Here is a 24,146-nt window from a genome sequence, read left to right on the forward strand (position 1 = left end):
GTGAATGTTAAATACACTGCTCTTTGGTTTTGCTGTCAGTCTGATCATTGCCCTGGCTCTGGGGCCTCTGGTCATCCGGGAACTGAAGAAATTTCATGCCCGTCAGTCCGAACGGGAAGAAGGGCCAGAGAGTCATAAATACAAGGCTGGCACGCCTACCATGGGCGGTATCCTGATCCTGACAGCTCTCGTCGTTTCCTGCCTGATTTTTAATCCCATGGATTTGCGTAAAGGACTGGCATTGTTCCTGACACTGGGACACGGCGTCATTGGCTTTCTTGATGATTCCATCAAGGCGGTCAAACACCGCAATCTGGGCCTTACAGCCAGGCAGAAGCTGGCTGGCCAGTTCGTTATGGCTGCTGTATTCTGCTTCATTTTGAAAGAATACCTGAATTTCCCGACGACGGTCTGGATTCCCTTTACGACTTGGAATATTGATTTCGGCATGGCGTATTATGCATTTGTCTTTATCATGATTGTCGGCACGAGTAATGCTGTCAATCTGACCGATGGACTGGACGGTCTGGCAGCAGGCTCCTGTGCCATTACGTCCGTTGCCTATGTCGTCATTTCTGTCGCCCTTGGATATGTCAATTTTGCCGTATTCAGTGCCGCTCTTACCGGTGCCTGCCTGGGATTCCTCTTTTATAACCAGCATCCGGCTAAAATGTTTATGGGCGATACAGGTTCTCTGGCTTTAGGTGGTGCTCTGGCAGCTATGGCGATTCTGACTAAAACGGAATTGCTGCTTATCATTGCAGGCGGCCTGTACGTGATTGAAGCGTTATCCGTCATCATTCAGGTCGTATCGTTTAAGACCCGCGGGGTACGGGTATTTAAAATGAGCCCCATTCATCATCATTTTGAACTTTCGGGCTGGAGCGAAGTCAAAGTTGTTACTGTTTTCTGGAGTTTTTCGGCTATCATGGCCATCCTTTCCATTTTTGTAGTTCTGGCATGCAAATAGGCTGCCATACATAAATCTGATAAAAGCGGGTGTAGAGCATGAGCATAATGGATTTTTCAGGGAAACACATTTTGGTTATCGGTGCGGGTATCAGTGGCCGTGCTGCTTCTGAAGCACTGGCCAGCCATGGCGCTTCTGTTATTCTGAACGATGTAAAAACAATTGATACACATCACGAGCCATGGCCGGAATTGAAAGCCGATGGAATCCGCCTCGTGTTTGGTCACCAGGAAGCAGCTCTGCTGGACGGGATGGATCTTGTCGTTCCGTCACCGGTCATTTCCCCGGAAATCCCCATTATGAAGGAAGCGGCTGCCCGTCATATTCCAATCTGGAGTGAAGTAGAAGTCGCATACAGGCTGACCGATGCCGAAATACTGGCTGTTACGGGCACGAATGGCAAAACGACGACGACGACTCTTCTGGGTGATATCATGAAAGCTGCAGGCCGCGAAACGGTCATAGGCGGCAATATCGGGTACGGTCTTTCGGAACAGGCGGAAGATCTGCCGAAAGAAGATGTAGTCGTAGCTGAACTTTCCAGTTTTCAGCTGGAATTTACGCAGACGATGAAGGCAAAGGCTGCGGTCATCCTGAATATCACTCCGGACCATCTGGACCGGCATCATACAATGGAAGCCTATGCGGCTGCAAAAGAACGGATTTTCCATAATCAGGATACATCCGACTATGCACTGCTGAACTACGATGATGCCCGTATAAAGGCGATGGAACCGGATATGACCGGGACTGTATTGTGGTTTTCTACAGAACAGGAAGTTCCTGCAGGTGCCTTTGCCAAAGACGGGCGGCTGATTTTGCGCATGGATGGCTGTGATACAGAAATCTGCCAGGAAAACGAGTTGAAATTGTTCGGTAAACATAATGTACAAAACTGCCTGGCCGCGGCACTTATGGCATATGTGGCAGGTGCTCCTCTTCCCGTTATCCAGCATGTTCTCAAAACGTTCAAAGGGGTAGAACACCGTATTGAACCGGTACGGACCATTAACGGCGTGCCCTATTATAATGATTCCAAAGGTACCAATACAGACGCTTCCATTAAAGCGCTGGAAGCTTTTTCCGGTCATCTGATACTTATTGCCGGCGGCCATGATAAGATGACACCGCTCGACGATTTCATGAATCTGGCTGCAAAAAAAGTAGATACGATGATTCTTATTGGTGATGCGGCAGACCGTTTTGAAAAGGCGGCGGAAAAAGCCGGTGTAAAAGACATCCGAAAAGCCGGGTACAGTATGGAACGGGCCATTATGATGGCTCGTAAGATTGCAGCACCGCCGCAGGTCGTACTTTTATCTCCGGCCTGCTCCAGCTATGATATGTATGATAATTATGAACAGCGCGGACGTGTGTTCAAAGGCATAGTAAACGCAATTTAATTGATGAATTTAAACGCAGGGGAGGAAACAGAACATGCGCCGAGTGATTATATCGGGTGGTGGCACAGGGGGACATATTTATCCGGCCATTACCATAGCCCGGGCCATTGCCGATATTGAACCGACAGAGTTTTTATATGTAGGTTCTAAAATCGGATTGGAAAATACCTTGATTCCCAATGAAGGTATTCCCTTTGTCACTATTGATGTGCGGGGGCTGGAACGCAAGATTTCATTCCGCAATCTGGTGACGTTGGGAAAGACAGCGGGCAGCCTGCTCAGGGCGGAACAGATTATTCATAAATTCAAACCGGACGTCGTGATTGGTACGGGCGGATTCGTCTGCGGACCTGTTCTCCTGGCTGCCAGTCTGAGCGGGATTCCGACGCTGGTACAGGAGCAGAATGTCATTCCAGGCGTAACGAATACGATATTAAGCCGGTTTGTCAAATGCGTCGCTCTGGGATATGAAGAAGCAGCGGACCGGTTTAAGAGAAAAGATATCCTGGTTTATACAGGCAATCCTGTACGCAAGGATATCCTGACTGGAACGAGAGACCACGGGCGTGCTTTGCTGGGACTGGATCCGGATAAGTTTACCCTGCTCGTAGCAGGAGGAAGCCGGGGTGCCCGTTCTATCAATAATGCTATGATTGAAGTTCACCGGTATTTCCGGGACAGCAGGGATATCCAGATCCTCCACGTCACTGGCGATCATGAATATGACCGCGTCGTAGGGCAGCTGGAAGGTATCGACGGCAAAGGACGGTATGGTGAAGGAAGCCATATTATCCCGTATCTCCATCACATGCCGGAAGCATTGGCTGCAGCGGACCTGGCGGTGTACCGTGCTGGTGCCGTAGGGCTGGCCGAACTGACTGTACGTGGACTTCCTGCCATATTGATTCCCTATCCGTATGCAGCAGAAGATCATCAGCGGTATAATGCGCAGGCTCTGGTCATGTGCGGCGCCGCAAAAATGATTCTCGATAAAATGTTGACAGGCCGTGAGCTTCTGGAAGAAATCGTTCATTTGAAAAACGACCCGGAAGCACTGAAACGCATGGCCCGGGCAAGCAAATCCAAGGGGCGTCCCCAGGCCGCCCACGATATTGCCGAACTGGCTTTATCTATTGCCAAAGGCACGAAATACCGTCCCCGCAAACAGAAGGATGTGACTGATAATGATCAATCTAAATAATATACAGCGCGTTCACTTCATTGGAATTGCCGGTGCGGGAATGCGTGCGATTGCAAATATCTTTATTGAAAAAGGCTATACCGTTTCCGGATCGGACCTGCGCACATCTCCGACTACGGACCGGTTTGAAAAAATGGGTGCCCGCATCTGCATCGGGCAGCGTCCGGAAAATCTGCAGGATGCCCAGGTGGTCGTAATTTCATCAGCTATCAGAGAAACCAATCCGGAATTGCAGGAGGCACGACGCCGTGGTATACCTGTGATTCATCGCTCTGATGCGCTTGTACATATTATGTCCTGGGGAAAGAGCATTGCCGTTGCAGGTGCTCATGGAAAAACGACGACGTCTTCCATGCTTGGTCAGGTCTTTTATGAAAGCGGTACGGATCCGACACTGGTCATCGGTGGTGAAGTAGATTATCTTCATTGTAATTCTATTCTCGGTAAAGGAGAGTATGTCATTGCCGAAGCGGATGAAAGTGACGGATCATTCCTGAAAGAACATCCTTATATTGCGGTCATCACTAATATTGATGCAGATCATATGGATCACTACGGGTCACTGGAAAATATCATCCGTGCCTTCAGACAATTCATCGGGCAGGTTCATCCGGAAGGATTTGCCGTCCTCTGCTTTGAAAATGACAAGATCCGGTCATTGGCAGAAACACTGGACAGAGCATATCTTTCGTATGGCATAGAAACACCGGCTGATTATAATGCCCGCAATATACGGTATATTGAAGGGCGGCTTCATTATGAGGTATGGCATGACGGGAAGGAACTGGGAACCATCAACCTTTCTGTTCCCGGCCGCCACAATGTGTTGAATTCACTGGCAACTACGGCCGTTGCCCTGCGGTGTGGCATTCCCTTCGGGAAAATCGCCCAGGCTCTGTCTCATTTTCATGGAGCCAAGCGGCGGTTTCAGACGAAAGGGTTTGTCGGTGACGTGTGGGTCGTCGATGATTACGCCCATCATCCGACGGAAATCAATGCTACCCTGACGGCTGCCCGTGATATGGGGACTCATCGTGTAGTCTGCCTGTTTCAGCCGCATCGTTATACGCGGACGAAGCTTTTACTCGATAAATTCGGAGGTGCATTTACGGGCGCTGATAAATTGATTGTGACTGATGTATATAGTGCCGGTGAAGATCCGATTCCCGGTGTCAGTGGCAAACTGATTGCGGATAAGGTCCGGGAAACGACGGGGCAGGATGTGACTTATATTGCGGATAAGAATGAACTCGTTCCGTATCTGCTCAAAAATGCCCGGCCGAAGGATCTGGTCATTACAATGGGGGCCGGCGATATTTATACCATAGGGGAACGTTACATTGAAGAATCCAGGAGGGGAAAGTAACCATGAACACACTGCAGGATAAACACATTGCCGTTATCGTAGGCGGGCCATCGACGGAAGCCGAAGTATCGCTCCGTACAGGAGCCGCTATTGCCGGAGCGCTGCAGGAAAAGGGGTATCACGCAGAACTTCTGGAATTGGTGCCGGACAAGCTTGCCAGCCAATTGAAGGAAAAAAATATTGATATCGTTTTTAATGCTCTCCATGGTCATTATGGGGAAGACGGCGTTTTGCAGGGACTGTGTGAAATGATGGGTATTCCTTATACAGGGCCGGGCGTCATGGCCAGTGCCGTTGGCATGAACAAGGTCATGAGCAAGTGTGCGTTCCAGGGTGCCGGCATTGCAACGGCACCGTTTGCCTATTACTTTGATACACAGGATGAAAAGGCTATTGCAGAGGATATTACCCGACGGTTCTCACTACCTGTCGTCATCAAGTCAGCAGGGCAGGGATCCAGTATTGGTACTGTGATTGTCCATTCGGAAGATGAAATAAAAAGCGCATTGAAAGAAGCTTTTAAATATAGCAATTCCATCGTGGCCGAAGCGTTTATTGACGGAGATGAGTTTACAGTAGCTGTCATGGATGACATGGCTTTTCCGGTCATTCAGATTGTTTCTAGTACAGGTAAATATGATTATTACTCTAAATATGCTCCCGGAGTAGCTAAGCATCTGTGCCCGGCGCCTATTTCGCCGGAGCTCACAAAGAAAATGCAGGATCTGGCTCTGGACGTATTCCATCTTTGCCATTGTAGTGGCATTTCCCGCGTCGATATTATGACGGACAAGCAGGGAAATCCTTTTGTACTGGAAATCAATACGGTTCCTGGCATGACGGCCACCAGCCTGGTTCCCGATGCAGCCCGCGCAGCAGGAATTGAATTCCCTGACTTATGCGAACGCATTCTGCAGGAAGCGGCTGTTGGAAAATTTTAAGTTATGCACAGTTGATAGTTGATACATGATATACAAGGTTAGATTATGACAATGGATAAAAAGGGGACCTATTCCCCGGCCTCTGATACAACTTCATATCAAAGCGAAAATGATCCATATGGCATTGAACGCCGCACCCATGATGTGTTTGTGCCGCCACAGCTGGAAGATACGTCGTATGTTCCTCATCAGGATGTGAAGGAAGCACAGGGCGAAACACAGAAGCGCATTGCCCGCCGCCGGGCCAGAAGTAAGCGGAAGAAACTTGCCAGGCAGAGACAACTGCGGCGGCGGAACCGCAGACTGGCGGCAGCAGCAGGCGTTGTTTTTATCTTTCTGGTGTGGCTGATTCTCCGTTTTTTTCCTATTCCTTTCGGAACGATTATCATCGACGGAAATGACCGCATGTCTTTTGATGATGTGTACCAGTCCTGTGGTATACAGAACGGAATCATCAATGTGATACAATTATCACCAGACCGGATGCGTGAACGGATGGAAAAGGATTTACGGGTAGCCAGTGCGGATATCAGCCGTGAATTTCCGGCAACCATCCATATCCGGATGCAGGAGCGGCAGACCGTTGCGGTCATTACGACTATGTACGGCTTTGCTTATGTAGATGATACGGGAATGGTCATTGAGACAGCTCCGCAAATCAAAGGAGTATCGGCCCCTTTGATTACTGGTAAAAAAGTAGATACACTGCTTCTGGGGGATACAATCCATGATCAGCCTATCCGCTCCTCCCTTTCGTATTTGAAAAGTCTGGCACCTGAACTGCGGAAAGATATTACAGAAATCAACGTAGGAAATCCGGATAATATTATTGCCTATACAAGCGAATCCCTTCCGGTCCATCTGGGCAGTGCCGATGATCCGGCAGGACGGGCGGAAATGACAAAAGAGCTTTTACAGGAGGTAAAACGGAATCAGCTCTCCGTCCAATACATCGATACAGATCCCAGGGCTCCGCTCGTTAAAAGCAATTGATGGGAAAGAATTTTCAAATAGCTGTAGATTAATTCCTGAATATAGTGTAAAATAATAAAGAAATCCTATCAGTACAAGAGTGTATACTTTTTTGAAGGAGGAACTAGTAAGATGGCAGATAATGCAAACATAAAAGTAATAGGTGTCGGTGGCGGCGGAAATAATGCTGTCAACCGTATGATAGAAGCAGGCTTGCAGGGTGTACAGTTTATTTCTGTCAATACAGAAGATCAGGTGCTGGAAATCTCCAAGGCGGATGTCAAAATCCAGATTGGTGAAAAACTGACCCGTGGCCTTGGCGCTGGTGCCAATCCTCAGATTGGCGAACAGGCTGCTCTGGAAAGCAAGGAAGAAATCATCAAAGCCCTGCAGGGAGCCGATATGGTATTCGTTACGGCCGGTATGGGCGGCGGTACGGGGACCGGAGCTGCTCCTATTGTAGCAGAATGTGCCAAGGACCTGGGTGCCCTTACGGTAGCTGTTGTTACGAAGCCGTTTACGTTTGAAGGAAAACGTCGCCGTGAACAGGCGGAAAAAGGAACGGCGTATCTGAAGGAAAAGGTCGATACCATCATCACCATTCCGAATGATAAACTGTTACAGATGATTGACAAAAAAACGCCTCTTAAAGACGCATTCCTGAAAGCCGACGATGTGTTGCGCCAGGGCGTACAGGGGATTTCTGACCTGATTACGACGACAGGCCTTATCAACCTCGATTTCGCTGATGTAAAGACGGTCATGTCCGATCAGGGCGAAGCTATCATGGGGATTGGCCTGGGGACTGGCGAAAACCGCGCCCTCGATGCCGTAGATGCTGCTATCCACAGTCCGCTGCTTGAAACAGGGATTGACGGGGCACAGAGTATCCTCCTCAACGTTACAGGCGGTCCCGATGTCAGCTTGTATGAAATCAATGAAGCGGCAGAAAAAATTGCAGAAGCAGTTGACCCGGATGCCAATATCATTTTTGGCCAGGTTATCGATCCGGATATGGAAGAAGATTCTATCCGCATTACTGTTGTTGCGACAGGCTTTGGCAAAGAACCGTCCACGATTCCGTCTTTTGGCCAGGATGGTGGTAAAGCCGATAAAGCTGATCTCGGCGGCGTAGAAATCCCGTCGTGGATGAAATAATAGAGCAAATCAAAAAGCGGATCCTGGTGGACCCGCTTTTTTTCAATCAGTCGTTATATATTCCGGGGAGGAACGAATTATGAGATGTCCATTCTGCAAAGGTGATGATACTAAAGTAACGGATTCGCGGGCTACTGATGATGGAAATGCTATCCGCCGCCGACGGGAGTGTCTGAAATGCGGCCGTCGTTTTACGACGTATGAAATGGTAGAAGAAGTACCGTTGATTGTGATAAAGAAAAATGGTAGCCGTGAATTATTTGACCGCAGCAAAATATTGAATGGTCTGCTCCGGGCCTGCAATAAACGAATGGTTACGCGGCAGCAGCTGGAAGATATCGTCAACCGTGTGGAACGGAAAATACGTAATTCTCTCGTTCAGGAAGTTTCGAGTGTACGGATTGGTGAACTCGTACTCAATGAATTGAAGAATGTTGATGAAGTCGCATATATCCGGTTCGCTTCCGTATATCGCCAGTTTGCTGATCTGGACAGTTTTATGGCAGAATTAAAACGGCTGATGGGTTCCGATAAGAAGAAAGCGTAGCCATAAAAGGAGACATTATGACAGATCACTATATCGATACTTTTTTAAATGATGTACTGCCTCATTTACGGATTGCTGTAATTGGAGATATTATGGTAGACCGTTATGTATTTGGCAAGGTGGAACGTATATCACCAGAAGCTCCGGTACCAGTGAACCGTGTTGACCATATTAAATCGGTCCTGGGCGGGGCTGCCAATGTGGCATCGAATCTGGCTAATCTGGATTGCAATGTGTATCTTGCCGGCCTGATTGGCGATGATGACAATGCACGCCTTCTGAGAGGCCTTCTTGATGAAGCGGGAATTGACGGATCCGGCATGGTGGCCCGCAGCCATCATGCAACGACAACAAAAATGCGTATCCTTGGAGCACGTCAGCAGATGGTGCGTCTCGATTTTGAAGAAATAGCACCTCTCGATGACCTGGAAGCGGCAGAACTTGCCACCTGGCTTGATATCTGCATTCGTTCCGGTCTGGATGGTGTCATTTTGTCGGATTATCATAAAGGCGTTCTGACGGATAAAGTAGCCAGACAAATCATTCATACCGTAAAAGCTGCGGGTATCCCCATCCTTGTCGATCCCAAGGGAAAAGACTGGTCCAAATATGACGGTGCTGACTTTGTTACGCCCAATATGAAGGAATTGTCTGAATGTGCCGGATATGAAGTGGCCAATGAAGGCAGCGAAGTCGTAAAAGCAGCTATGGAACTGCATAAAAAATATAATTTTGCCAATCTTATGGTTACCCGCTCAGAAAAAGGGATAACTGTCATCAGTCATGACGGACGCGTCTGGAACAATCCGGCTACGGCGCAGGAAGTATTTGATGTATCCGGTGCCGGAGATACGGTTGCGGCAGCATTCCTGGCGGCTGTTGCCGGACATCTTTCTATCCGTACCGGCCTTCAGCTGGCAAACGCCGCTGCAGGCATCGTTGTGAGAAAAGTCGGTACATATCCGGTCCATCGCAGTGAATTAATTCAGCTATGGACACAATGGCAGCCTGTGCGCTGGTCTCCCTACACGGCACTGGATTGGGACCAGACTGCCCAGAAAATCAGGAACTGGCAGGAAAAAGGAGAGACTGTCGTTTTTACAAACGGCTGCTTCGATATCCTGCATCGCGGCCATATTCTGTATCTGCAGCAGGCGGCAATGCTGGGACAGCATCTGATTGTAGGGTTAAATTCTGATGATTCGGTACGACGGCTGAAAGGGCCGGCACGGCCCCTGGTACGGCAGGAAGACAGAGCCATTTTGCTGAATGCACTCAGCTGCGTCGATGATGTAGTCATTTTCAATGAAGATACTCCGCATGACCTGCTTTCTGTCCTGAGACCGGATATCCTTGTCAAAGGCGGCGATTATAAGGCAGAAGACGTAGTCGGCCGGGAATTTGTCAAACGGGTAGAAATCATTTCTTTCGAAGAAGGGTACTCGACGACCGGACTGGTTAATAAAATTGCTGATTTAGTAAAGAAGGGGATTTTATGAAAATTGTAACAGGCGGCGCCGGCTTTATCGGCAGCAATATTGTAAAACAACTGAATAATCGTGGAATTGATGACATTCTTATCGTTGATGACCTGACAGATGGCCGTAAATGCCGCAATCTTCAGGGGCTGGCCTTTTATGATTATATGGATTATGAAGATTTTGCCCAGGAAATGGCTGATGATACCTTTGATTGCGGATACATCGATGTCGTATTCCATGAAGGGGCCTGCTCCGATACGATGAATTATGATGGCCGCTACATGATGAAAAATAATTATGAAGGCAGCAAAAATCTGCTCCGGTACTGCATGCAGCGTAAGATACCCTTTTTGTATGCATCGTCTGCATCTACCTATGGCAGTGGCAAACATGGCTTCCGTGAAGTTCCGGAATGTGAACAGGCTCTGAATCCGTATGCCTACTCTAAACTCCAGTTCGACCGGTTTGTACGCCGCATGCTGCCATTATCGAAGGGACAGATTGTAGGATTCCGTTATTTTAACGTATTTGGCCCTCAGGAGAACCATAAGGACCGTATGGCATCTCTTATCTATCAAAAGTATCATGAACTGCAGAAAACAGGAAAGATCACGCTTTTTGAAGGTACAGGCGGTTTTGGCAATGGAGAACAGGTACGCGATTTCATCTATGTCAATGATGTAGTCAATGTCATCTTTTATTTCTGGGAACATCCGGAACTTTCCGGTATCTATAACTGCGGTACCGGAACAGGACATACATTCAATGATTTCGTTCACGGCATCATCGAATATTGTGGCAAAGGGACGATTGAATATGTTCCTTTCCCGGAAATACTCAAGGGAAAATATCAGAGCTATACCCAGGCAGATACGACAAAACTGATGGCTGCCGGTTATGACCGGGGATTCACACTGCTCCATGAAGCGGTAAAAGAATATTGCAGCATATTGGAAAAAAGCGACGGCTATTACGAATGAGACGGGCTGTTTTTCTGGACCGCGATGGCGTCCTGAATGTAGATACCCATTATCTGCACCGTATTGCCGATGTCATCTGGGTACCAGGCGCAAAAGAAGCGGTGGCATTGCTGACCCGTCTTGAATATGATCTGTTTATTGTCACGAATCAAAGCGGTGTTGCCCGCGGATATTATACAGAAGAGGATGTCCAGCTATTGCACGAATGGATGTGTCAGCAGCTGGCCGGGGCCGGTGGAAAGATTACAGCAGTCTACTATTGTCCATTTCTGGAAGGTGCGCCTGTCGAGAAATATAATAAAAAGAGCAGCTGGCGTAAGCCGGCTCCCGGGATGATATTGCAGGCTGCCAGAGATTATCCTGTTGATTTATCCCGTTCCTTCATGATTGGCGACGGGGTGCGCGATATAGAATGTGCCCATGCCGCAGGAATAGATGGCTATCTCTTCCAGGGGGGACGGCTTGACGATTTTGTCAGAAAGATTTTAGAAGTGAGGACACGTCATGAAGAACTATAAAAATATCCTGATTATCAAAATGAGTTCTCTCGGTGATGTGCTTCATGCTCTGCCGACACTGTATGCACTGCGCGAAAACTGTCCGCAGGCCCGCATTGTTTGGGCGGTTCATGAGAATTTTTCGACTGTTCTTCCGGGGAAGCCTTATATTGATGAAGTTATTTATATTGACAAAAAGAAGCTGAAAAGCTTCTCTTATCTGCGATCATTACGGAAAACGCTGCATGCGTATCATTTTGACTTATGCCTGGACCTGCAGGGATTGGCAAAAAGTGCCATTGTGGCCTGGTGCAGCGGAGCCAGAGAAAAATATGGCTATTGGGAAATGCGGGAAGGCAGTTTCCTGGTCAGTAAGGGACTGACCGGCACTCATCAGTATGATCATGTCATTGAACGGTATCTGGATACGGTCCGGGCCCTGGGAGGAAGAGTGGATTCGATTGAATTCCCTCTTCCGTCAATCGAAAAAGAACAACGTATTATGAGGGAGAGGTTTGCGTCTTCCGGCCTTACCGGTCCGTATATAGCCGTTGTTCCAGGTGCCCGCTGGTCTGTCAAGGAGTGGCCGTTGCCATATTGGACGGAATTTTTGCGGCGTGTCACCGCTTCTGGCATGGCAGCGGTTATTCTCGGAAGTACGGATGATGTGCCGAAAGGACAACTCATTTCCCGTGATACCGGAGCGGGAATATATGACTTTACGGGGAAGACGAGTCTCAGAGAACTGATGGCTGCTATTTCATTGTCCCGTATATATATCAGTGCTGATACGGGTCCGCTCCATATAGCCAATGCCCTGAAGAAAGAATTGATAGCTTTATTTGGTCCCACCTGCCCGGATCGGACCGGCCCTTACGGAGGACCTGATAGTTCATATATACATATGATTATTTCGCCGACGTCAAAAGCGACCCAGGATCACCCACTCGTCAATGATCCGGAATGTATGTCCCAGATCACGGTGGACAGAGTCTGGCGTGTGTATGAACAGGTGATAAGGAAGGTGAATAGATGATCAATCTTCGTCATAAAAAAATCATAGTAACATTTCTCATGCATCTCGGTGATCTGATTTTAATCACACCTTTTTTGCAGGTTTTGCGCCGTCATGCCACCGGTTCTGACATTACTCTGGTCGTTGATGAAAAACTGGCTGATGTGGTACGCTATAATCCCAATATTGATCACCTTGTGACGGTAGATAAAAAAGGAAAAGACAATTCTGTCGGTGCACTCTGGCATATCGGACGGACGTTGCACCGGAATCACTATGATATTCTTATCAACCTGCATCCGAACGAACGGACCAGCTTTCTGGCTTTTGCCATACATGCCAGAGAATTTGACGGCATGAGTCATTTCTTGTTCCGCCCATTTATGAACCGGTATACGCGGCTCGACAGGACCCATTTACATGCAGCGGATATGTACATCAACGTGTTGGAACAAATGGGGATAGAGGACAGGCGCAATGATGGACTGCAATTCATTACCTGCCCGGCATGGGAACAGGCTGCCGATGAGTTTTATACTGCCCAGGGAGTTGGAATAGAGGATAGACTCATCGGTTTTAATATCGGCAGCGCTGTCCCACAAAAACGATGGCCGCCACGACGGTTTGCTTCTGTTGCCGATTATTTCAGTGAAAACGGCTATCGGTGTGTCTTTTTTGGCGGTTCTATGGATCTCGATATGGTAAAGGAAGCGACGGACCTGATGAAATATCCTCCAGTCATTGCGACGGGCCGGTTTTCTCTGGGAGAGCTGGCGGCAGCTGTCCGCCGTTGTTCGCTTTTTATTACCAATGATAGTGGACCCATGCACGTTGCCGTAAGTCAGAAGGTGCCAGTCGTTGCACTATACGGACCGAGCAACCCCATGTTTTATGGTCCTTACACGGATAAGGCCATTGTCCTCGAATCGACAGATCACTATGAAATTGGAAAAAGCATGAAAAAAATCATTAAAGAAGGAAAATATCAGGGGATTTCTGTTATTTCAGCTGCACAGGTTATTGAAGCGGCGGAAGAACTGCTGCAGCGGTATCAGTAACACAGAATGTGCAGAGTATTTGAAAATGCTGTGCAACTAGCGTATAATGTAAACCATAAAGTAAATCTACGGACTAATCGGAGGTGTGATATATGAAGAAAATAGTATTAATAAGCGCCCTTATTGCGGCTGTTTCCATAGGTTCCATTGCCTGTGCCGCCCCCAATAAAAATCCGCAGGCGGGAGATTTGAAAGCCAATGTCAATTATGGCTTTGATCAGAAAGAAGGAAGCCGTGGCGCCCACAGTCGTTTCAGTGGCGGTGACATTACCTACACGATCAATGATAAAGTGGATTTGCAGTACGTCAATAATTATACTAAAGGTGATGACGGAGACAAACTGAACGAACACTATTTGCAGGGAGTGTACCGTTTTAATCCCTATGTTTCTGCCTATGGCGGCATGAGCTATGTGAAAGCCGATACCTACAGGAATCAGCATTTTTATGGCTATCAGGTCGGACTGAAGGGGCAGATTCCAATTGGTGAACGTTGGCAGGGATTTGCGTCTGTAGGCGTAGGTGATGATGTCAATTCTTACTCTGTCGGGGTAGGGTATGACATTACAAAAGACTGGGATGCCCATATTATGTACCGCCGTGCCGATATAGACGTCGATAATTATGATGATACGGTGAAAGGCTGGCAGATTGGCATGGGCTATAAATTCTAGGCATCGCGTCTGTACATAATTCATGTTCGTTTGAGAGAGAGACTGTCATCGCGCAGTCTCTTTTTTCATTGACAGTGACTTTTGTGACACGTATAATAACACATGACATGTGCTGTGGTTGAAAGTCGATGTCAGTCGCAGACGAAGCGATCCACGTAAGGAATCCAAAGTGATTCTGATCATAGTGCGGCCTAGAAGTAAGACCTGCCGCAAAATGCGAGAGGGCTAGTAGTGGGGGATGATATGCATCTATGAGCGAACGTCCCAGCAGGCGAGTGTGGGGGTAAAGACCAGGTCAGACATGTCAGGGGCTGCCGCGGTGCGGCAGCCTTTTTTGTATAGTAACAGAGATGCGTCTATTGCAGGTGTACGGCAAAAGCTGTTACAATTTCATTACATTTATTTCAGTACGGAAAATCCGTTTGACGTTTAGAATGTCATATTGTACAATATAAAGGTATTTATTTTCAACAGTTTTTAGGAGGAGAGGCTTGTGAATAAGGCACGCATTGCAGAAATGGAAAGGGAATTACAATGCAATCCTTATGATAGATTCATGCAATTCCACGTTTTAAAAGCTGATGAAGATGATACGGAACTGGTATTTCACAATGTGGGAACAAAATGGGGAAATCCTAATGGAACGCTGTATGGCGGCGTGTTGTATTCTATGGCTGACTCGGCGATGGAAACGGCGTGTGCCGTTGTGGGAAAGGCTGTCCTGACATTGGACCTTGCCATGAACTATCTGCGTCCGGCACTGGCGGATACGGTCATTTGTGCCAAAACGCATATTTTGCATAATGGCCGGACAACTATGGTGGTAATCTGTGATTTTTATGATGACAGTGACCGGTATCTGGCGCACGGCAAGGGAACGTACTTTGTTACAGGTGCCTATCAGCTCCAGGCTGATAAAGGAGAAACGGCAGATGAAGGATGAAAACACAGCAATGTCGGATATCTTGAAAAGACGGGTGTTCAATATTCACCAGGGTGTCACGCAGATTCCGTATTTCAAGAACCTTCCCTGCAAAATCAAAGATGTGGATGAAGGATGGGTCCGTGTGGCCTTCGATATCACACCGAATCTTTGTAATTATCGGGGCATAGCTGCAGGTGGTGTTCTGGCAGCTTTTTGTGATACGCTGATGGGAATGGCCAGTCGTTCATTGGGATATCAGGTAACGACATTGGAAATTAACATGAATTACATCCGTCCTGTTCATCCAGGGCAGCAGCTTATTGGCGTTGGCCAGGTGGTTCATCACGGCGGCAGGACCATTGTCGCGGAATGTGAGCTCATGGATGAAAATGGAAAAGTAGTGGTCAAAGGGCGTTCTTCTTTTTATATTCTGCGCAAATATGATGATTAGAGCGTCTTTTGTGCGTGAACGTATTAAAAAAATGGAAGGTTGGTATCAATATGGATTTTGCTTTTAATGAGGAACAGCAGGAAATCATCAAAGTTGTCCGTGATCTGGTGCAGAAAGAAATTGTACCGTATGCAGGAGAAATGGACGAACAGGGGAAGATGCATGAAGGCCTGCTCGAAAAACTGGCGGCACAGGGACTTCTTGGCGTAGCTATTCCGGAAGAATTTGGCGGAGCTGGTCTTGATGCTATTACGATTGCTGCTATTTATGAAGAACTGGCTAAAGGCTGTGCCGGCGTGGCAACATCTGTTGCCGCCAATGCACTGGCTTCCTATCCTGTCATCATAGCCGGCAATGACGATCAGAAAAAGCGCTATTTTGATATTATCAATGAGGACCATCTGGCTGCATTTGCCCTCACAGAACCCGGAACTGGTTCCGATGCCGGTTCTGTTTCCACCAGAGCGGTCAAAACAGAAGATGGCAGCGGGTATGTACTGAACGGGACAAAATGCTTCATTACAAATGGTGCTCTTGCTGAAGTATTTGTCGTATTTGCCAATACGCGTAAAACCCCGAGTATCCGCGGACTGACGGCGTTTATCGTACGCAGGGGAACGCCGGGCTTTACCGTCGGGAAAGCAGAAAATAAAATGGGTATCCGTGCTTCCAATACGACCGAACTGATTTTCCAGGACTGCTTCGTGCCGGTAGAAAACCGTCTGGGACGGGAAGGTCATGGCTTCCGTATCGCTATGGAAACGCTGGATGCGGCCCGCCCGTTTGTCGGATCTATATCTGTCGGTATTGCCGAAGCGGCATTCCGTGCCTGCAGTGAATATGCAAAGGTACGTGTACAGTTTGGAAAGCCCATTGCTTCCTTTGAAATGGTACAGGCCATGATAGCTGATATGGCTATGAAAGTCGAAGGAGCACGCCTTCTCGTTCAGCGCGCCTGCTGGATGAAAGACCAGGGTATGGAATTTTCCCGGGAAGCAGCTATCGCCAAATGTAATGCCTCGGATGTTGCCATGCAGGTAACAACTGATGCTGTGCAGGTCATGGGCGGATATGGCTATATCAAAGAATACCCTGTTGAAAAGTACATGCGTGATGCGAAAATCATGCAGATTTATGAAGGTACGAACCAAATTCAGCGATTGGTTATTGCAAATAAGACACTTTACTGATACAATATATCCATGCTCGTGAGAGCGGATAAGAAAATGTGGCTATGAAAAAGAGAGTAGTACAATGATCTGGTTACAGAGAGCGGCTGCCACCGGTTGAGAGCACCGTACCAGTTGCGCTGCGCGTTCACTTTGGAGCTTCTTGTTGAAGAGCAGTAGGCAGGACGGGTGTTCCCGTTACAGGACACAGGAGTACAAATTAGGGTGGTACCGCGAATCAGACTTTCGCCCCTTGGGGGCGGAAGTCTATTTTTTTTGGAGGAGGAGAAATCCATGATTAATGAAAAAATTGAAGCAATCAAGGCTGCGGTCAGCGAACAGATTGCCAAGAGTAAGGAACTCCAGGATGTTCAGGATATCCGTGTCAGATATTTGGGCAAAAAAGGCGAACTGACAGCCATCATGAAAGAAATGAAAAATTTGTCCAAAGAAGAACGGCCGAAAATCGGTCAGCTCGTAAATTCTGCCCGCTCAGAAATTGAAGAACATCTGAAAGCAAAAATGGAGGAAGTCAAAGAACAGGCACTGGCTGATAAAATCCAGTCTGAAAAAATAGATATTACACTCCCTGGACGCAGACCGGTCATGGGACATGAACACATCCTGCACCAGACATTGCGCGAAATGGAAGAATCATTCCTGCGCATGGGATTTTCCATTGTCACGGGCCCCGATATCGAATCGGATTATTTCAATTTCAAATGCCTGAATCTGCCTGATGACCATCCGGCCCGTGATATGCAGGACTCTATGTACGTTACGGATGATATACTTCTGCGGACCCATACATCGGGAATGGAAGCCCGCACACTGCAGGCTCATAAGCCGAATGAACCGTTCAAGATGATTGCCCCCGGTAAAGTATACCGCTGCGATTACGATGCTACTCATTCTCCGATTTTCCATCAGATGGAAGGTATGATCGTTGATAAGAACATCCGTTTTTCTGATTTGAAGGGCATCCTGGAAGATTTTCTTCATGATATGTTCGGTGCTGACACGCGTGTCCGTTTCCGTGCCAGCTATTTCCCGTTCACAGAACCGAGCGCGGAAGTGGATATTTCCTGTGTCATGTGCGGCGGAAAAGGATGCCGGGTCTGCTCTCATACAGGCTGGCTGGAAATCCTGGGCTGCGGCGTGACGAATTGGGAAGAGCTGCGGTTGAACGGGTACGATCCCAAACAGGTCAATGCCTTTGCTTTTGGCATGGGGGTCGAACGGATTGCTATGCTGAAATACGGTATTGATGACTTGCGGCTGTTCTACGAAAATGATATGCGGTTCTTAAACCAGTTCTAGGAGGGTATATACAATGAAAAGTTCACTTCTTTGGATGCAGGATTATGTCGATGTAGACATGAATCAGGATATGCAGGCCTTTGCCGATACGCTGACTATTGCCGGTATTCCTGTAGAACAGGTAGAGTACTGGGGAAATGAAATAAAAAATGTCGTTACAGGTAAGATTTTAAAAATAGAAAAGCACCCTGATGCAGACCATCTCGTCATCTGCCAGATCGACGTAGGAACGGAGCAGCTCCAGATTGTTACGGGCGCTGCGAATGTCCGTGAAGGTCAGATTGTTCCCGTGGCTGTCCATGGGGCACATTTGCCGGGTGGTGTTAAAATCAAGAGATCCAAGCTGCGTGGTGTACCGTCCAATGGCATGCTCTGCTCTGCTCACGAACTCGGCTTTGATGACAGCGTCCTCCTTCCGAAGGAAAGAGAAGGTATCTGGATTCTTCCGGCTGATACTCCGGTCGGTGTAGATGCCGTCGATTATCTGAAACTTAAAGATGTTGTCTATGAATATGAACTGACAGCTAACCGTGCCGATTGTTTTTCGATGGTCGGCCTGTCCCGTGAATTTGCTGTATTAAGTGGCAAAGAAGCACGCTATCCGGAAATCACGGTCAAAGAAAGCGACGAAACCATTGATGGTAAAGTACAGATTTCCATTGACGATGAAGAATTATGCAACCGCTATACAGCCCGTCTGCTGACTCATATCAAAATTGGACCGTCTCCGCTCTGGATGCAGCAGCGGCTGCGCAAGTCGGGAGTCCGTCCCATCAACAATATCGTCGATGCCACGAACTATACGATGATTGAACTGGGAATTCCTCTCCATGCTTATGATTACGATAAAGTAGCCGGTCATCATCTCATTGCACGCCGGGCAAAAGATGGCGAAGCAATGAAAACGCTGGATGAAATCGATCGTACTCTGAATGACAACATGCTGGTCATTGCCGATGAAGAAAAACCGTGCTGCATCGCCGGTATCATGGGTGGTTTTGATTCAGAAGTAACAGAACATACGCAGACGGTTATTCTGGAATGTGCTTCTTTCAAGGGATCCAATATCCGTCATACCGGCCGTATGCTGGGACTTCGTTCGGAAGCTTCGGGCCGGTTTGAACGGGGTCTGGATGCTGACAGCTGCATCAATTCGATCAACCGTTGCGCCCAGCTTCTGCAGGAAATGGGAGCATGTGACGTAGCAAAGGGAATCGTTGACGTATATCCCGAACCGCAAAAGACGACATATATTTCGTTCACTGCTGATCAGGTCAATGCCTTCCTTGGAACCAATATTCCGGAAGAACAGATGATGCATATTCTGGAAACGCTTCAATTTACCCTGCAGAAAGATGGCGATACAATTACGGCCACCGTGCCCAGCTATCGTGGGGATTGCACGGAAATGCCGGATATTGCCGAAGAAGTGGCCCGTATTTATGGGTATGAAAATATACCATCTACCCGCCCATGGTCTGATATCACCGTAGGCGAACCGGGATTGGAATATGATGTGACGGAAAAAATTTCCCGCATTCTTTGCAGCAGCGGCTTAAATGAAACGGTTACGTTCAGTTTCATGCATCCTGATCAATTGAAAAAACTGTTGTACAAAGAAGGCGATCCTGTCTATCAGGCGGTACCTATTATCAATCCGATTACAGAAGATTTTCCTCTCATGCGTACGACGTTGATTCCTTCTCTTATGGATGTTCTGGTCCGCAACCAGGCAGTCAAGAATCCGTCTGTCGGCATTTATGAAATAGCGCCTGTCTATATCCCAAAGGAACTTCCGGTAAAAGAACTCCCGGAACAGAAATTATGTGTCAGTGGCCTGTTGTATGGCCAGCGCACCGCCGGGGAATGGCCTGTACAGGCATCAAACTATGATTTCTACGACGTCAAAGGCCTTGTAGAAGCGGTCCTTTCCGGACTCGGCATCCATGCAGACATTGAAGTGTCCGATTATGCACCGCTTCATCCCGGCAAGGCGGCCCGCTATGTAAAAGACGGAAAGGTTCTCTGCAACTTCGGCGAAGTGCATCCGAAAGCTATTGATAATTATGATGTAACAGGACCTGTATATATCTTTGAAATGTACATGGATGCGATTATGCCGTTCATCAATCTCATGCCGGATTATCATAAAGTCGTCAAATTTCCTGCTTCCAGCCGGGACCTGGCCTTCCTTGCACCGGTTGGTACAAGCAATCAGGCTGTTCTCGATATCATCCGGGAAAAAGGCGGAGAATATCTGGAAGCGGTTCATCTCTTTGATTTGTATCAGGGCAAACAGGTTCCCAGAGGATACAAGAGTCTGGCCTATAATCTGGTATTCCGTTCTGAACAGGGGACTCTGACGGATCAGGATATCCAGGCTCCTATCGATGCGATTCTGAGTGACTTAAAAGAAAAATTAAATTGCGAATTAAGATAATGGCATAAAGATACGATACGACGAGCTGTGATGCCAGTTTAATGTATACTAATAACGGAGCTGTTACCGGTGACAGCTCCGTTGTTATTTTCAGCCGGATATGCTACAGGACTGGCATTGGAGCCCTTTTTGGATGTTGTCAATCCCTGTGATTTGTGATATGATGTAGAGCGTAGTATGGTGTTTTATAGATAATAAAAAGGGTATTATACCCATAAGGAGGACATACTAATAATGAACGTAACAGTAAATGAAGTTGATCAGCACAAAGTGACACTGCACATCGAAGTACCGGCAGCAGAAGCCAAAAAAGGCGCAGCTGCGGCTGTTAAGAACCTCGCTAACAAAGTAAATATCCCGGGCTTCCGTAAAGGTAAAGCTCCGCGCATGATACTGGAAAGTTTCCTTGGCAAGGATGTTGTCAAAGAAGAAATCAAAGAAGCGATCATTACGAAAGCATATAACGATGCCCTGAAAGAAAAGGATATCGTTCCTGTAACTGATCCGGACATCAAGGTCATTGAAGAAGAAAAAGGCAAGGATTTCGTCTTTGATGCCACACTGACGAAGAAACCAGAAGTAAAGCTGGGTGAATACAAAGGTATTAAAGCAGCCCGCGAAGTAGCAGAAGTAACAGACGAACAGGTTGCAGCCGAACTGGCTAAACTGCAGAAAGCCCATTCCAAACTCGTCGTTGCTCCGGAAGGTACGGAACTGGCTAAAGACGATTTTGCTATTATTGATTTCAAAGGCACTGTTGACGGTGAAGCATTTGAAGGCGGCGAAGGCAAATCCTATCCGCTCCAGATTGGTTCCGGCAGCTTCATTCCCGGTTTTGAAGATCAGCTCATCGGTTTGAAAGCCGGCGATGAAAAAGATGTCAAAGTAACATTCCCTGAAGACTATTTCGAAAAGAAACTGGCTGGCAAAGAAGCCGTATTCGCCGTTAAAGTCAATGATGTAAAACGCAGTGAAGTTCCGGCAATCGATGATGAATTCGCCAAAGAAGCCGGCAAATTCGATACTCTTGACGCATTGAAAGAAGACATCCGCAAACGTCTGGAATCGCAGGCTCATTTCCAGGCTGTAGAAAAGTTTAATTCCGATGTCCTCAAAGCAGCTGTCGATAATGCAGAAGTAGATATTCCCGATGTCATGGTAGACACGAAAGTAGATCAGATGATCGATGAAATGTCCATGCGCCTGGAAACGCAGAACATGTCTCTTGATGATTATCTCAAATATACGAATACCGATATGGATAAACTGAAAGAACAATATCGTCAGCCGGCTTCGGAAAACGTTAAGATGGATCTCGTACTCGAAGCAGTTGCCAAAGCCGAAAACATCGAAGTCAAGGATATTGATCTCCAGGCTGAAATCTTTACGATGGCCCAGAACTTTGGCGCAGATCCGAAAGAAGTATACAAAATTATCATCAAAGAAAGACGCGTTCCCATGCTTATTCAGTCCGTAGGCCGTAAAAAAGCTGCCAGCTTCATTCTGAAGAATGCCGTTGATACCAATGCAAAAGAAGAAAAAACGGAAGAACCGCAGGTAGAACAGGTTAAAGCTGAAGAACCGGAAGCGTAAGAACCCGAGGTGTAGTCATTATGAAAATGGCATATGTACCGATGGTCGTTGAACAATCCAGTCAGGGCGAACGGAGTTATGATATATACTCCCGCCTGCTGAAAGACCGCATCATTTTTCTCGGCGGCCCTATTGAAGATGTGACGGCCAATATTGTAATTGCCCAGCTTCTTTTCCTGGAAGCAGAAAATCCTGATAAGGATATCCATTTGTATATCAACAGTCCTGGCGGCGTCGTCACTGCCGGCATGGCTATTTACGATACGATGCAGTACATCAAACCTGATGTTTCTACTATCTGTGTGGGTTCCGCTGCCAGTATGGCTTCTGTCCTGCTGACCGCCGGGGCCAGGGGCAAACGGTTTGCCCTGCCACACTCTCAGATTATGATCCATCAGCCTTTGGGTGGCGTACAGGGCCAGGCGACTGAAATTGAAATCCACGCCCGTGAAATCCTGCGCATGCGCAAAGAACTGAATGGCTTATTGTCCCAGCACACGGGACAGCCGCTTGATGTCATCCAGAAAGATACGGAACGGGATAATTTTATGACGGCCGAAGAAGCAAAAGCATACGGCCTGATTGATGAAATACTGACCCGTCCTAAAGATGACCAGGCAGATAAGTAAGTGCTGCTATAGGAGGAATACGTGGATAGAGACAGAACAGATGAACCGAGATGCAGTTTCTGTGGCCGTACACAGAATGAAGTCCAGAAACTGATATCCGGTCCAGGCGTATATATTTGTGATGAATGTATCAATGTCGCACAGCATATTCTGGAAGAAGAAACGAAGGAAGAAGCACCGGAGTTTCAGCTGAAGGAGCTGCCGACACCACACGAAATCAAGAAGACACTTGATGAATACGTCATCGGACAGGAAGCAGCCAAAAAGACATTGTCTGTCGCTGTATATAATCATTATAAACGGCTTCAGTCCAACAGTGTTGATGATGACGTGGAATTACAGAAATCCAATATCATTATGGTAGGACCTACTGGCAGTGGCAAAACGCTGCTGGCTCAGACACTGGCCCGGCTTCTGGAAGTTCCTTTTGCCATAGCTGATGCGACGAGCCTGACCGAAGCCGGCTACGTCGGTGAAGATGTGGAAAACTGCCTGCTCAAACTGATTCAGGCAGCGGATTATGACATAGCAAAAGCTGAACGGGGCATCATATACATCGATGAAATCGACAAGATTGCCCGCAAATCGGAAAATCCGTCTATTACCCGTGATGTATCCGGCGAAGGCGTACAGCAGGCATTGCTGAAAATACTGGAAGGAACTGTAGCCGGTGTTCCGCCCCAGGGAGGACGTAAACATCCGCATCAGGAAATGCTGCAGATTGATACGACGAATATCCTCTTTATATGCGGCGGGGCTTTTGATGGCATTGATAAGACCATCCTCAACCGTACATCGGACAAAAACATGGGATTTGGCGCAGAAATCCATTCCAAGAACGAAAAGTCCATGGAAACGCTGCTGAAAGAAATTATTCCGGCAGATTTGCAAAAGTTCGGGCTGATTCCCGAATTAGTAGGCCGTCTTCCCGTTCTGGTGACACTGGATCCGCTCGATGAAGATGCCATGGTGCATATTCTTACAGAACCTAAGAATGCATTGGTCAAGCAGTATCAGAAAATGCTGGAAATGGATCATGTCAGTCTGACGTTTGAAGAAGATGCCCTCCGGGCTATTGCCAAAGAAGCCATGCGCCGTAATACGGGTGCCCGTGGCCTGCGTTCTATTATTGAACGTATTATGCTCGATGTCATGTTTGATGTGCCCAGCCGTAAAGATGTCCGTGAGTGCATTGTCACGGCTGACTGCGTTACAAGCGGCGCAGAACCTAAGCTCATAACAGCATAGGAAACGGATATGTTAAGTTGATAACACTCATTTCTTCCTCGCAGGGAATGAGTGTTATTTTTCCATTTTAAGAATACCAAAATAGTGAATATTAGTTAGCAAGAAGGT

At 47.5% G+C, this 24,146-nt stretch carries 22 protein-coding genes; all 22 read left to right on the plus strand.

The features are described 5' to 3' along the window. Positions 1-4: 4 nt before the first annotated feature. The 22 genes from mraY to clpX all read left to right on the plus strand — a co-directional run bounded on the left by mraY (position 5) and on the right by clpX (position 24,038). Positions 5-970 carry a phospho-N-acetylmuramoyl-pentapeptide-transferase gene (gene mraY / locus DW949_RS09370; RefSeq protein WP_118022962.1) on the plus strand — a complete coding sequence of 322 codons (966 nt, stop codon included), beginning with the start codon at positions 5-7 and terminating at the stop codon, positions 968-970. A 38-nt stretch (positions 971-1,008) separates the two neighbouring features. Further along, a complete protein-coding gene (murD, locus tag DW949_RS09375; RefSeq protein WP_118022963.1) occupies positions 1,009-2,373 on the plus strand; it encodes a UDP-N-acetylmuramoyl-L-alanine--D-glutamate ligase in 1,365 nt (454 codons plus the stop codon). Between the two features lie 34 nt (positions 2,374-2,407). Then, positions 2,408-3,574, plus strand: a complete 1,167-nt coding sequence (murG, locus tag DW949_RS09380) for an undecaprenyldiphospho-muramoylpentapeptide beta-N-acetylglucosaminyltransferase (RefSeq protein ID WP_118022964.1) — start codon at positions 2,408-2,410, stop codon at positions 3,572-3,574. Further along, positions 3,558-4,940 carry a UDP-N-acetylmuramate--L-alanine ligase gene (murC, locus tag DW949_RS09385; RefSeq protein ID WP_118022965.1) on the plus strand — a complete coding sequence of 461 codons (1,383 nt, stop codon included), beginning with the start codon at positions 3,558-3,560 and terminating at the stop codon, positions 4,938-4,940. Before murG ends, murC begins: the two co-directional genes overlap by 17 nt. Before the next feature lie 2 nt (positions 4,941-4,942). After that, positions 4,943-5,881, plus strand: coding sequence for a D-alanine--D-alanine ligase (locus DW949_RS09390; protein WP_118022966.1), 939 nt, complete (start codon positions 4,943-4,945; stop codon positions 5,879-5,881). Between the two features lie 45 nt (positions 5,882-5,926). Beyond that, positions 5,927-6,874, plus strand: a complete 948-nt coding sequence (locus DW949_RS09395; RefSeq protein ID WP_233539561.1) for a cell division protein FtsQ/DivIB — start codon at positions 5,927-5,929, stop codon at positions 6,872-6,874. Positions 6,875-6,985: 111 nt separating this feature from the next. Then, on the plus strand, positions 6,986-8,011 hold the full coding sequence (gene ftsZ, locus DW949_RS09400; protein WP_059076916.1) for a cell division protein FtsZ: 1,026 nt from the start codon (positions 6,986-6,988) through the stop codon (positions 8,009-8,011). A 79-nt stretch (positions 8,012-8,090) separates the two neighbouring features. After that, entirely contained in the window at positions 8,091-8,558 is a 468-nt protein-coding gene (gene nrdR, locus DW949_RS09405) for a transcriptional regulator NrdR (RefSeq protein ID WP_118022967.1), read from the plus strand. 17 nt (positions 8,559-8,575) lie between these two features. Beyond that, positions 8,576-10,057, plus strand: a complete 1,482-nt coding sequence (gene rfaE1, locus DW949_RS09410; protein WP_118022968.1) for a D-glycero-beta-D-manno-heptose-7-phosphate kinase — start codon at positions 8,576-8,578, stop codon at positions 10,055-10,057. Beyond that, positions 10,054-11,019: an ADP-glyceromanno-heptose 6-epimerase gene (gene rfaD, locus DW949_RS09415; protein WP_118022969.1), complete on the plus strand. Its 966-nt coding sequence runs from the start codon at positions 10,054-10,056 to the stop codon at positions 11,017-11,019. Before rfaE1 ends, rfaD begins: the two co-directional genes overlap by 4 nt. Next, the gene (locus tag DW949_RS09420) at positions 11,016-11,537 is read left to right on the plus strand and encodes an HAD-IIIA family hydrolase (protein ID WP_118022970.1); all 522 of its coding nucleotides are present in this window, start codon (positions 11,016-11,018) and stop codon (positions 11,535-11,537) included. Before rfaD ends, DW949_RS09420 begins: the two co-directional genes overlap by 4 nt. Next, positions 11,524-12,552 carry a glycosyltransferase family 9 protein gene (locus tag DW949_RS09425; RefSeq protein ID WP_118022971.1) on the plus strand — a complete coding sequence of 343 codons (1,029 nt, stop codon included), beginning with the start codon at positions 11,524-11,526 and terminating at the stop codon, positions 12,550-12,552. The genes DW949_RS09420 and DW949_RS09425 overlap by 14 nt, the downstream gene beginning before the upstream one ends. After that, positions 12,549-13,589, plus strand: a complete 1,041-nt coding sequence (locus DW949_RS09430) for a glycosyltransferase family 9 protein (RefSeq protein WP_118022972.1) — start codon at positions 12,549-12,551, stop codon at positions 13,587-13,589. Before DW949_RS09425 ends, DW949_RS09430 begins: the two co-directional genes overlap by 4 nt. 92 nt (positions 13,590-13,681) lie before the next feature. After that, complete coding sequence (locus tag DW949_RS09435) at positions 13,682-14,263, plus strand: outer membrane beta-barrel protein (RefSeq protein WP_118022973.1); 582 nt, start codon at positions 13,682-13,684, stop codon at positions 14,261-14,263. A 493-nt stretch (positions 14,264-14,756) separates the two neighbouring features. Continuing rightward, positions 14,757-15,206 carry a PaaI family thioesterase gene (locus DW949_RS09440; RefSeq protein ID WP_233539562.1) on the plus strand — a complete coding sequence of 150 codons (450 nt, stop codon included), beginning with the start codon at positions 14,757-14,759 and terminating at the stop codon, positions 15,204-15,206. Next, positions 15,196-15,639 carry a PaaI family thioesterase gene (locus DW949_RS09445; RefSeq protein ID WP_233539563.1) on the plus strand — a complete coding sequence of 148 codons (444 nt, stop codon included), beginning with the start codon at positions 15,196-15,198 and terminating at the stop codon, positions 15,637-15,639. The genes DW949_RS09440 and DW949_RS09445 overlap by 11 nt, the downstream gene beginning before the upstream one ends. A gap of 50 nt (positions 15,640-15,689) precedes the next feature. Further along, positions 15,690-16,829: an acyl-CoA dehydrogenase family protein gene (locus DW949_RS09450; RefSeq protein WP_118022974.1), complete on the plus strand. Its 1,140-nt coding sequence runs from the start codon at positions 15,690-15,692 to the stop codon at positions 16,827-16,829. Positions 16,830-17,102: 273 nt separating this feature from the next. Next, positions 17,103-18,128, plus strand: a complete 1,026-nt coding sequence (gene pheS, locus DW949_RS09455) for a phenylalanine--tRNA ligase subunit alpha (protein WP_118022975.1) — start codon at positions 17,103-17,105, stop codon at positions 18,126-18,128. A gap of 13 nt (positions 18,129-18,141) precedes the next feature. Beyond that, positions 18,142-20,568 (plus strand): phenylalanine--tRNA ligase subunit beta, encoded by a 2,427-nt coding sequence (gene pheT, locus DW949_RS09460; RefSeq protein ID WP_118022976.1) that lies wholly within the window; start codon positions 18,142-18,144, stop codon positions 20,566-20,568. Between the two features lie 234 nt (positions 20,569-20,802). Beyond that, the gene (gene tig, locus DW949_RS09465; protein ID WP_118022977.1) at positions 20,803-22,161 is read left to right on the plus strand and encodes a trigger factor; all 1,359 of its coding nucleotides are present in this window, start codon (positions 20,803-20,805) and stop codon (positions 22,159-22,161) included. A gap of 20 nt (positions 22,162-22,181) precedes the next feature. After that, positions 22,182-22,790: an ATP-dependent Clp endopeptidase proteolytic subunit ClpP gene (clpP, locus tag DW949_RS09470; RefSeq protein WP_118022978.1), complete on the plus strand. Its 609-nt coding sequence runs from the start codon at positions 22,182-22,184 to the stop codon at positions 22,788-22,790. Positions 22,791-22,811: 21 nt separating this feature from the next. Next, positions 22,812-24,038 (plus strand): ATP-dependent Clp protease ATP-binding subunit ClpX, encoded by a 1,227-nt coding sequence (gene clpX / locus DW949_RS09475; RefSeq protein ID WP_118022979.1) that lies wholly within the window; start codon positions 22,812-22,814, stop codon positions 24,036-24,038. Positions 24,039-24,146: the final 108 nt, after the last annotated feature.

It is taken from the genome of Megasphaera sp. AM44-1BH, assembly GCF_003467125.1.
In the GTDB taxonomy this organism is placed as follows: Bacteria; Bacillota; Negativicutes; order Veillonellales; family Megasphaeraceae; genus Megasphaera.

Coding starts and splice junctions, on each gene's coding strand:
- nrdR (WP_118022967.1), top strand. CDS start 8,091: ATGAGATGTCCATTCTGCAAAGGTGATGATACTAAAGTAACGGATTCG.
- pheT (WP_118022976.1), top strand. CDS start 18,142: ATGAAAAGTTCACTTCTTTGGATGCAGGATTATGTCGATGTAGACATG.
- murC (WP_118022965.1), top strand. CDS start 3,558: ATGATCAATCTAAATAATATACAGCGCGTTCACTTCATTGGAATTGCC.
- DW949_RS09445 (WP_233539563.1), top strand. CDS start 15,196: ATGAAGGATGAAAACACAGCAATGTCGGATATCTTGAAAAGACGGGTG.
- DW949_RS09425 (WP_118022971.1), top strand. CDS start 11,524: ATGAAGAACTATAAAAATATCCTGATTATCAAAATGAGTTCTCTCGGT.
- mraY (WP_118022962.1), top strand. CDS start 5: ATGTTAAATACACTGCTCTTTGGTTTTGCTGTCAGTCTGATCATTGCC.
- DW949_RS09395 (WP_233539561.1), top strand. CDS start 5,927: ATGACAATGGATAAAAAGGGGACCTATTCCCCGGCCTCTGATACAACT.
- DW949_RS09450 (WP_118022974.1), top strand. CDS start 15,690: ATGGATTTTGCTTTTAATGAGGAACAGCAGGAAATCATCAAAGTTGTC.
- DW949_RS09390 (WP_118022966.1), top strand. CDS start 4,943: ATGAACACACTGCAGGATAAACACATTGCCGTTATCGTAGGCGGGCCA.
- DW949_RS09420 (WP_118022970.1), top strand. CDS start 11,016: ATGAGACGGGCTGTTTTTCTGGACCGCGATGGCGTCCTGAATGTAGAT.
- murD (WP_118022963.1), top strand. CDS start 1,009: ATGAGCATAATGGATTTTTCAGGGAAACACATTTTGGTTATCGGTGCG.
- tig (WP_118022977.1), top strand. CDS start 20,803: ATGAACGTAACAGTAAATGAAGTTGATCAGCACAAAGTGACACTGCAC.
- rfaD (WP_118022969.1), top strand. CDS start 10,054: ATGAAAATTGTAACAGGCGGCGCCGGCTTTATCGGCAGCAATATTGTA.
- DW949_RS09435 (WP_118022973.1), top strand. CDS start 13,682: ATGAAGAAAATAGTATTAATAAGCGCCCTTATTGCGGCTGTTTCCATA.
- ftsZ (WP_059076916.1), top strand. CDS start 6,986: ATGGCAGATAATGCAAACATAAAAGTAATAGGTGTCGGTGGCGGCGGA.
- clpP (WP_118022978.1), top strand. CDS start 22,182: ATGAAAATGGCATATGTACCGATGGTCGTTGAACAATCCAGTCAGGGC.
- rfaE1 (WP_118022968.1), top strand. CDS start 8,576: ATGACAGATCACTATATCGATACTTTTTTAAATGATGTACTGCCTCAT.
- murG (WP_118022964.1), top strand. CDS start 2,408: ATGCGCCGAGTGATTATATCGGGTGGTGGCACAGGGGGACATATTTAT.
- pheS (WP_118022975.1), top strand. CDS start 17,103: ATGATTAATGAAAAAATTGAAGCAATCAAGGCTGCGGTCAGCGAACAG.
- DW949_RS09430 (WP_118022972.1), top strand. CDS start 12,549: ATGATCAATCTTCGTCATAAAAAAATCATAGTAACATTTCTCATGCAT.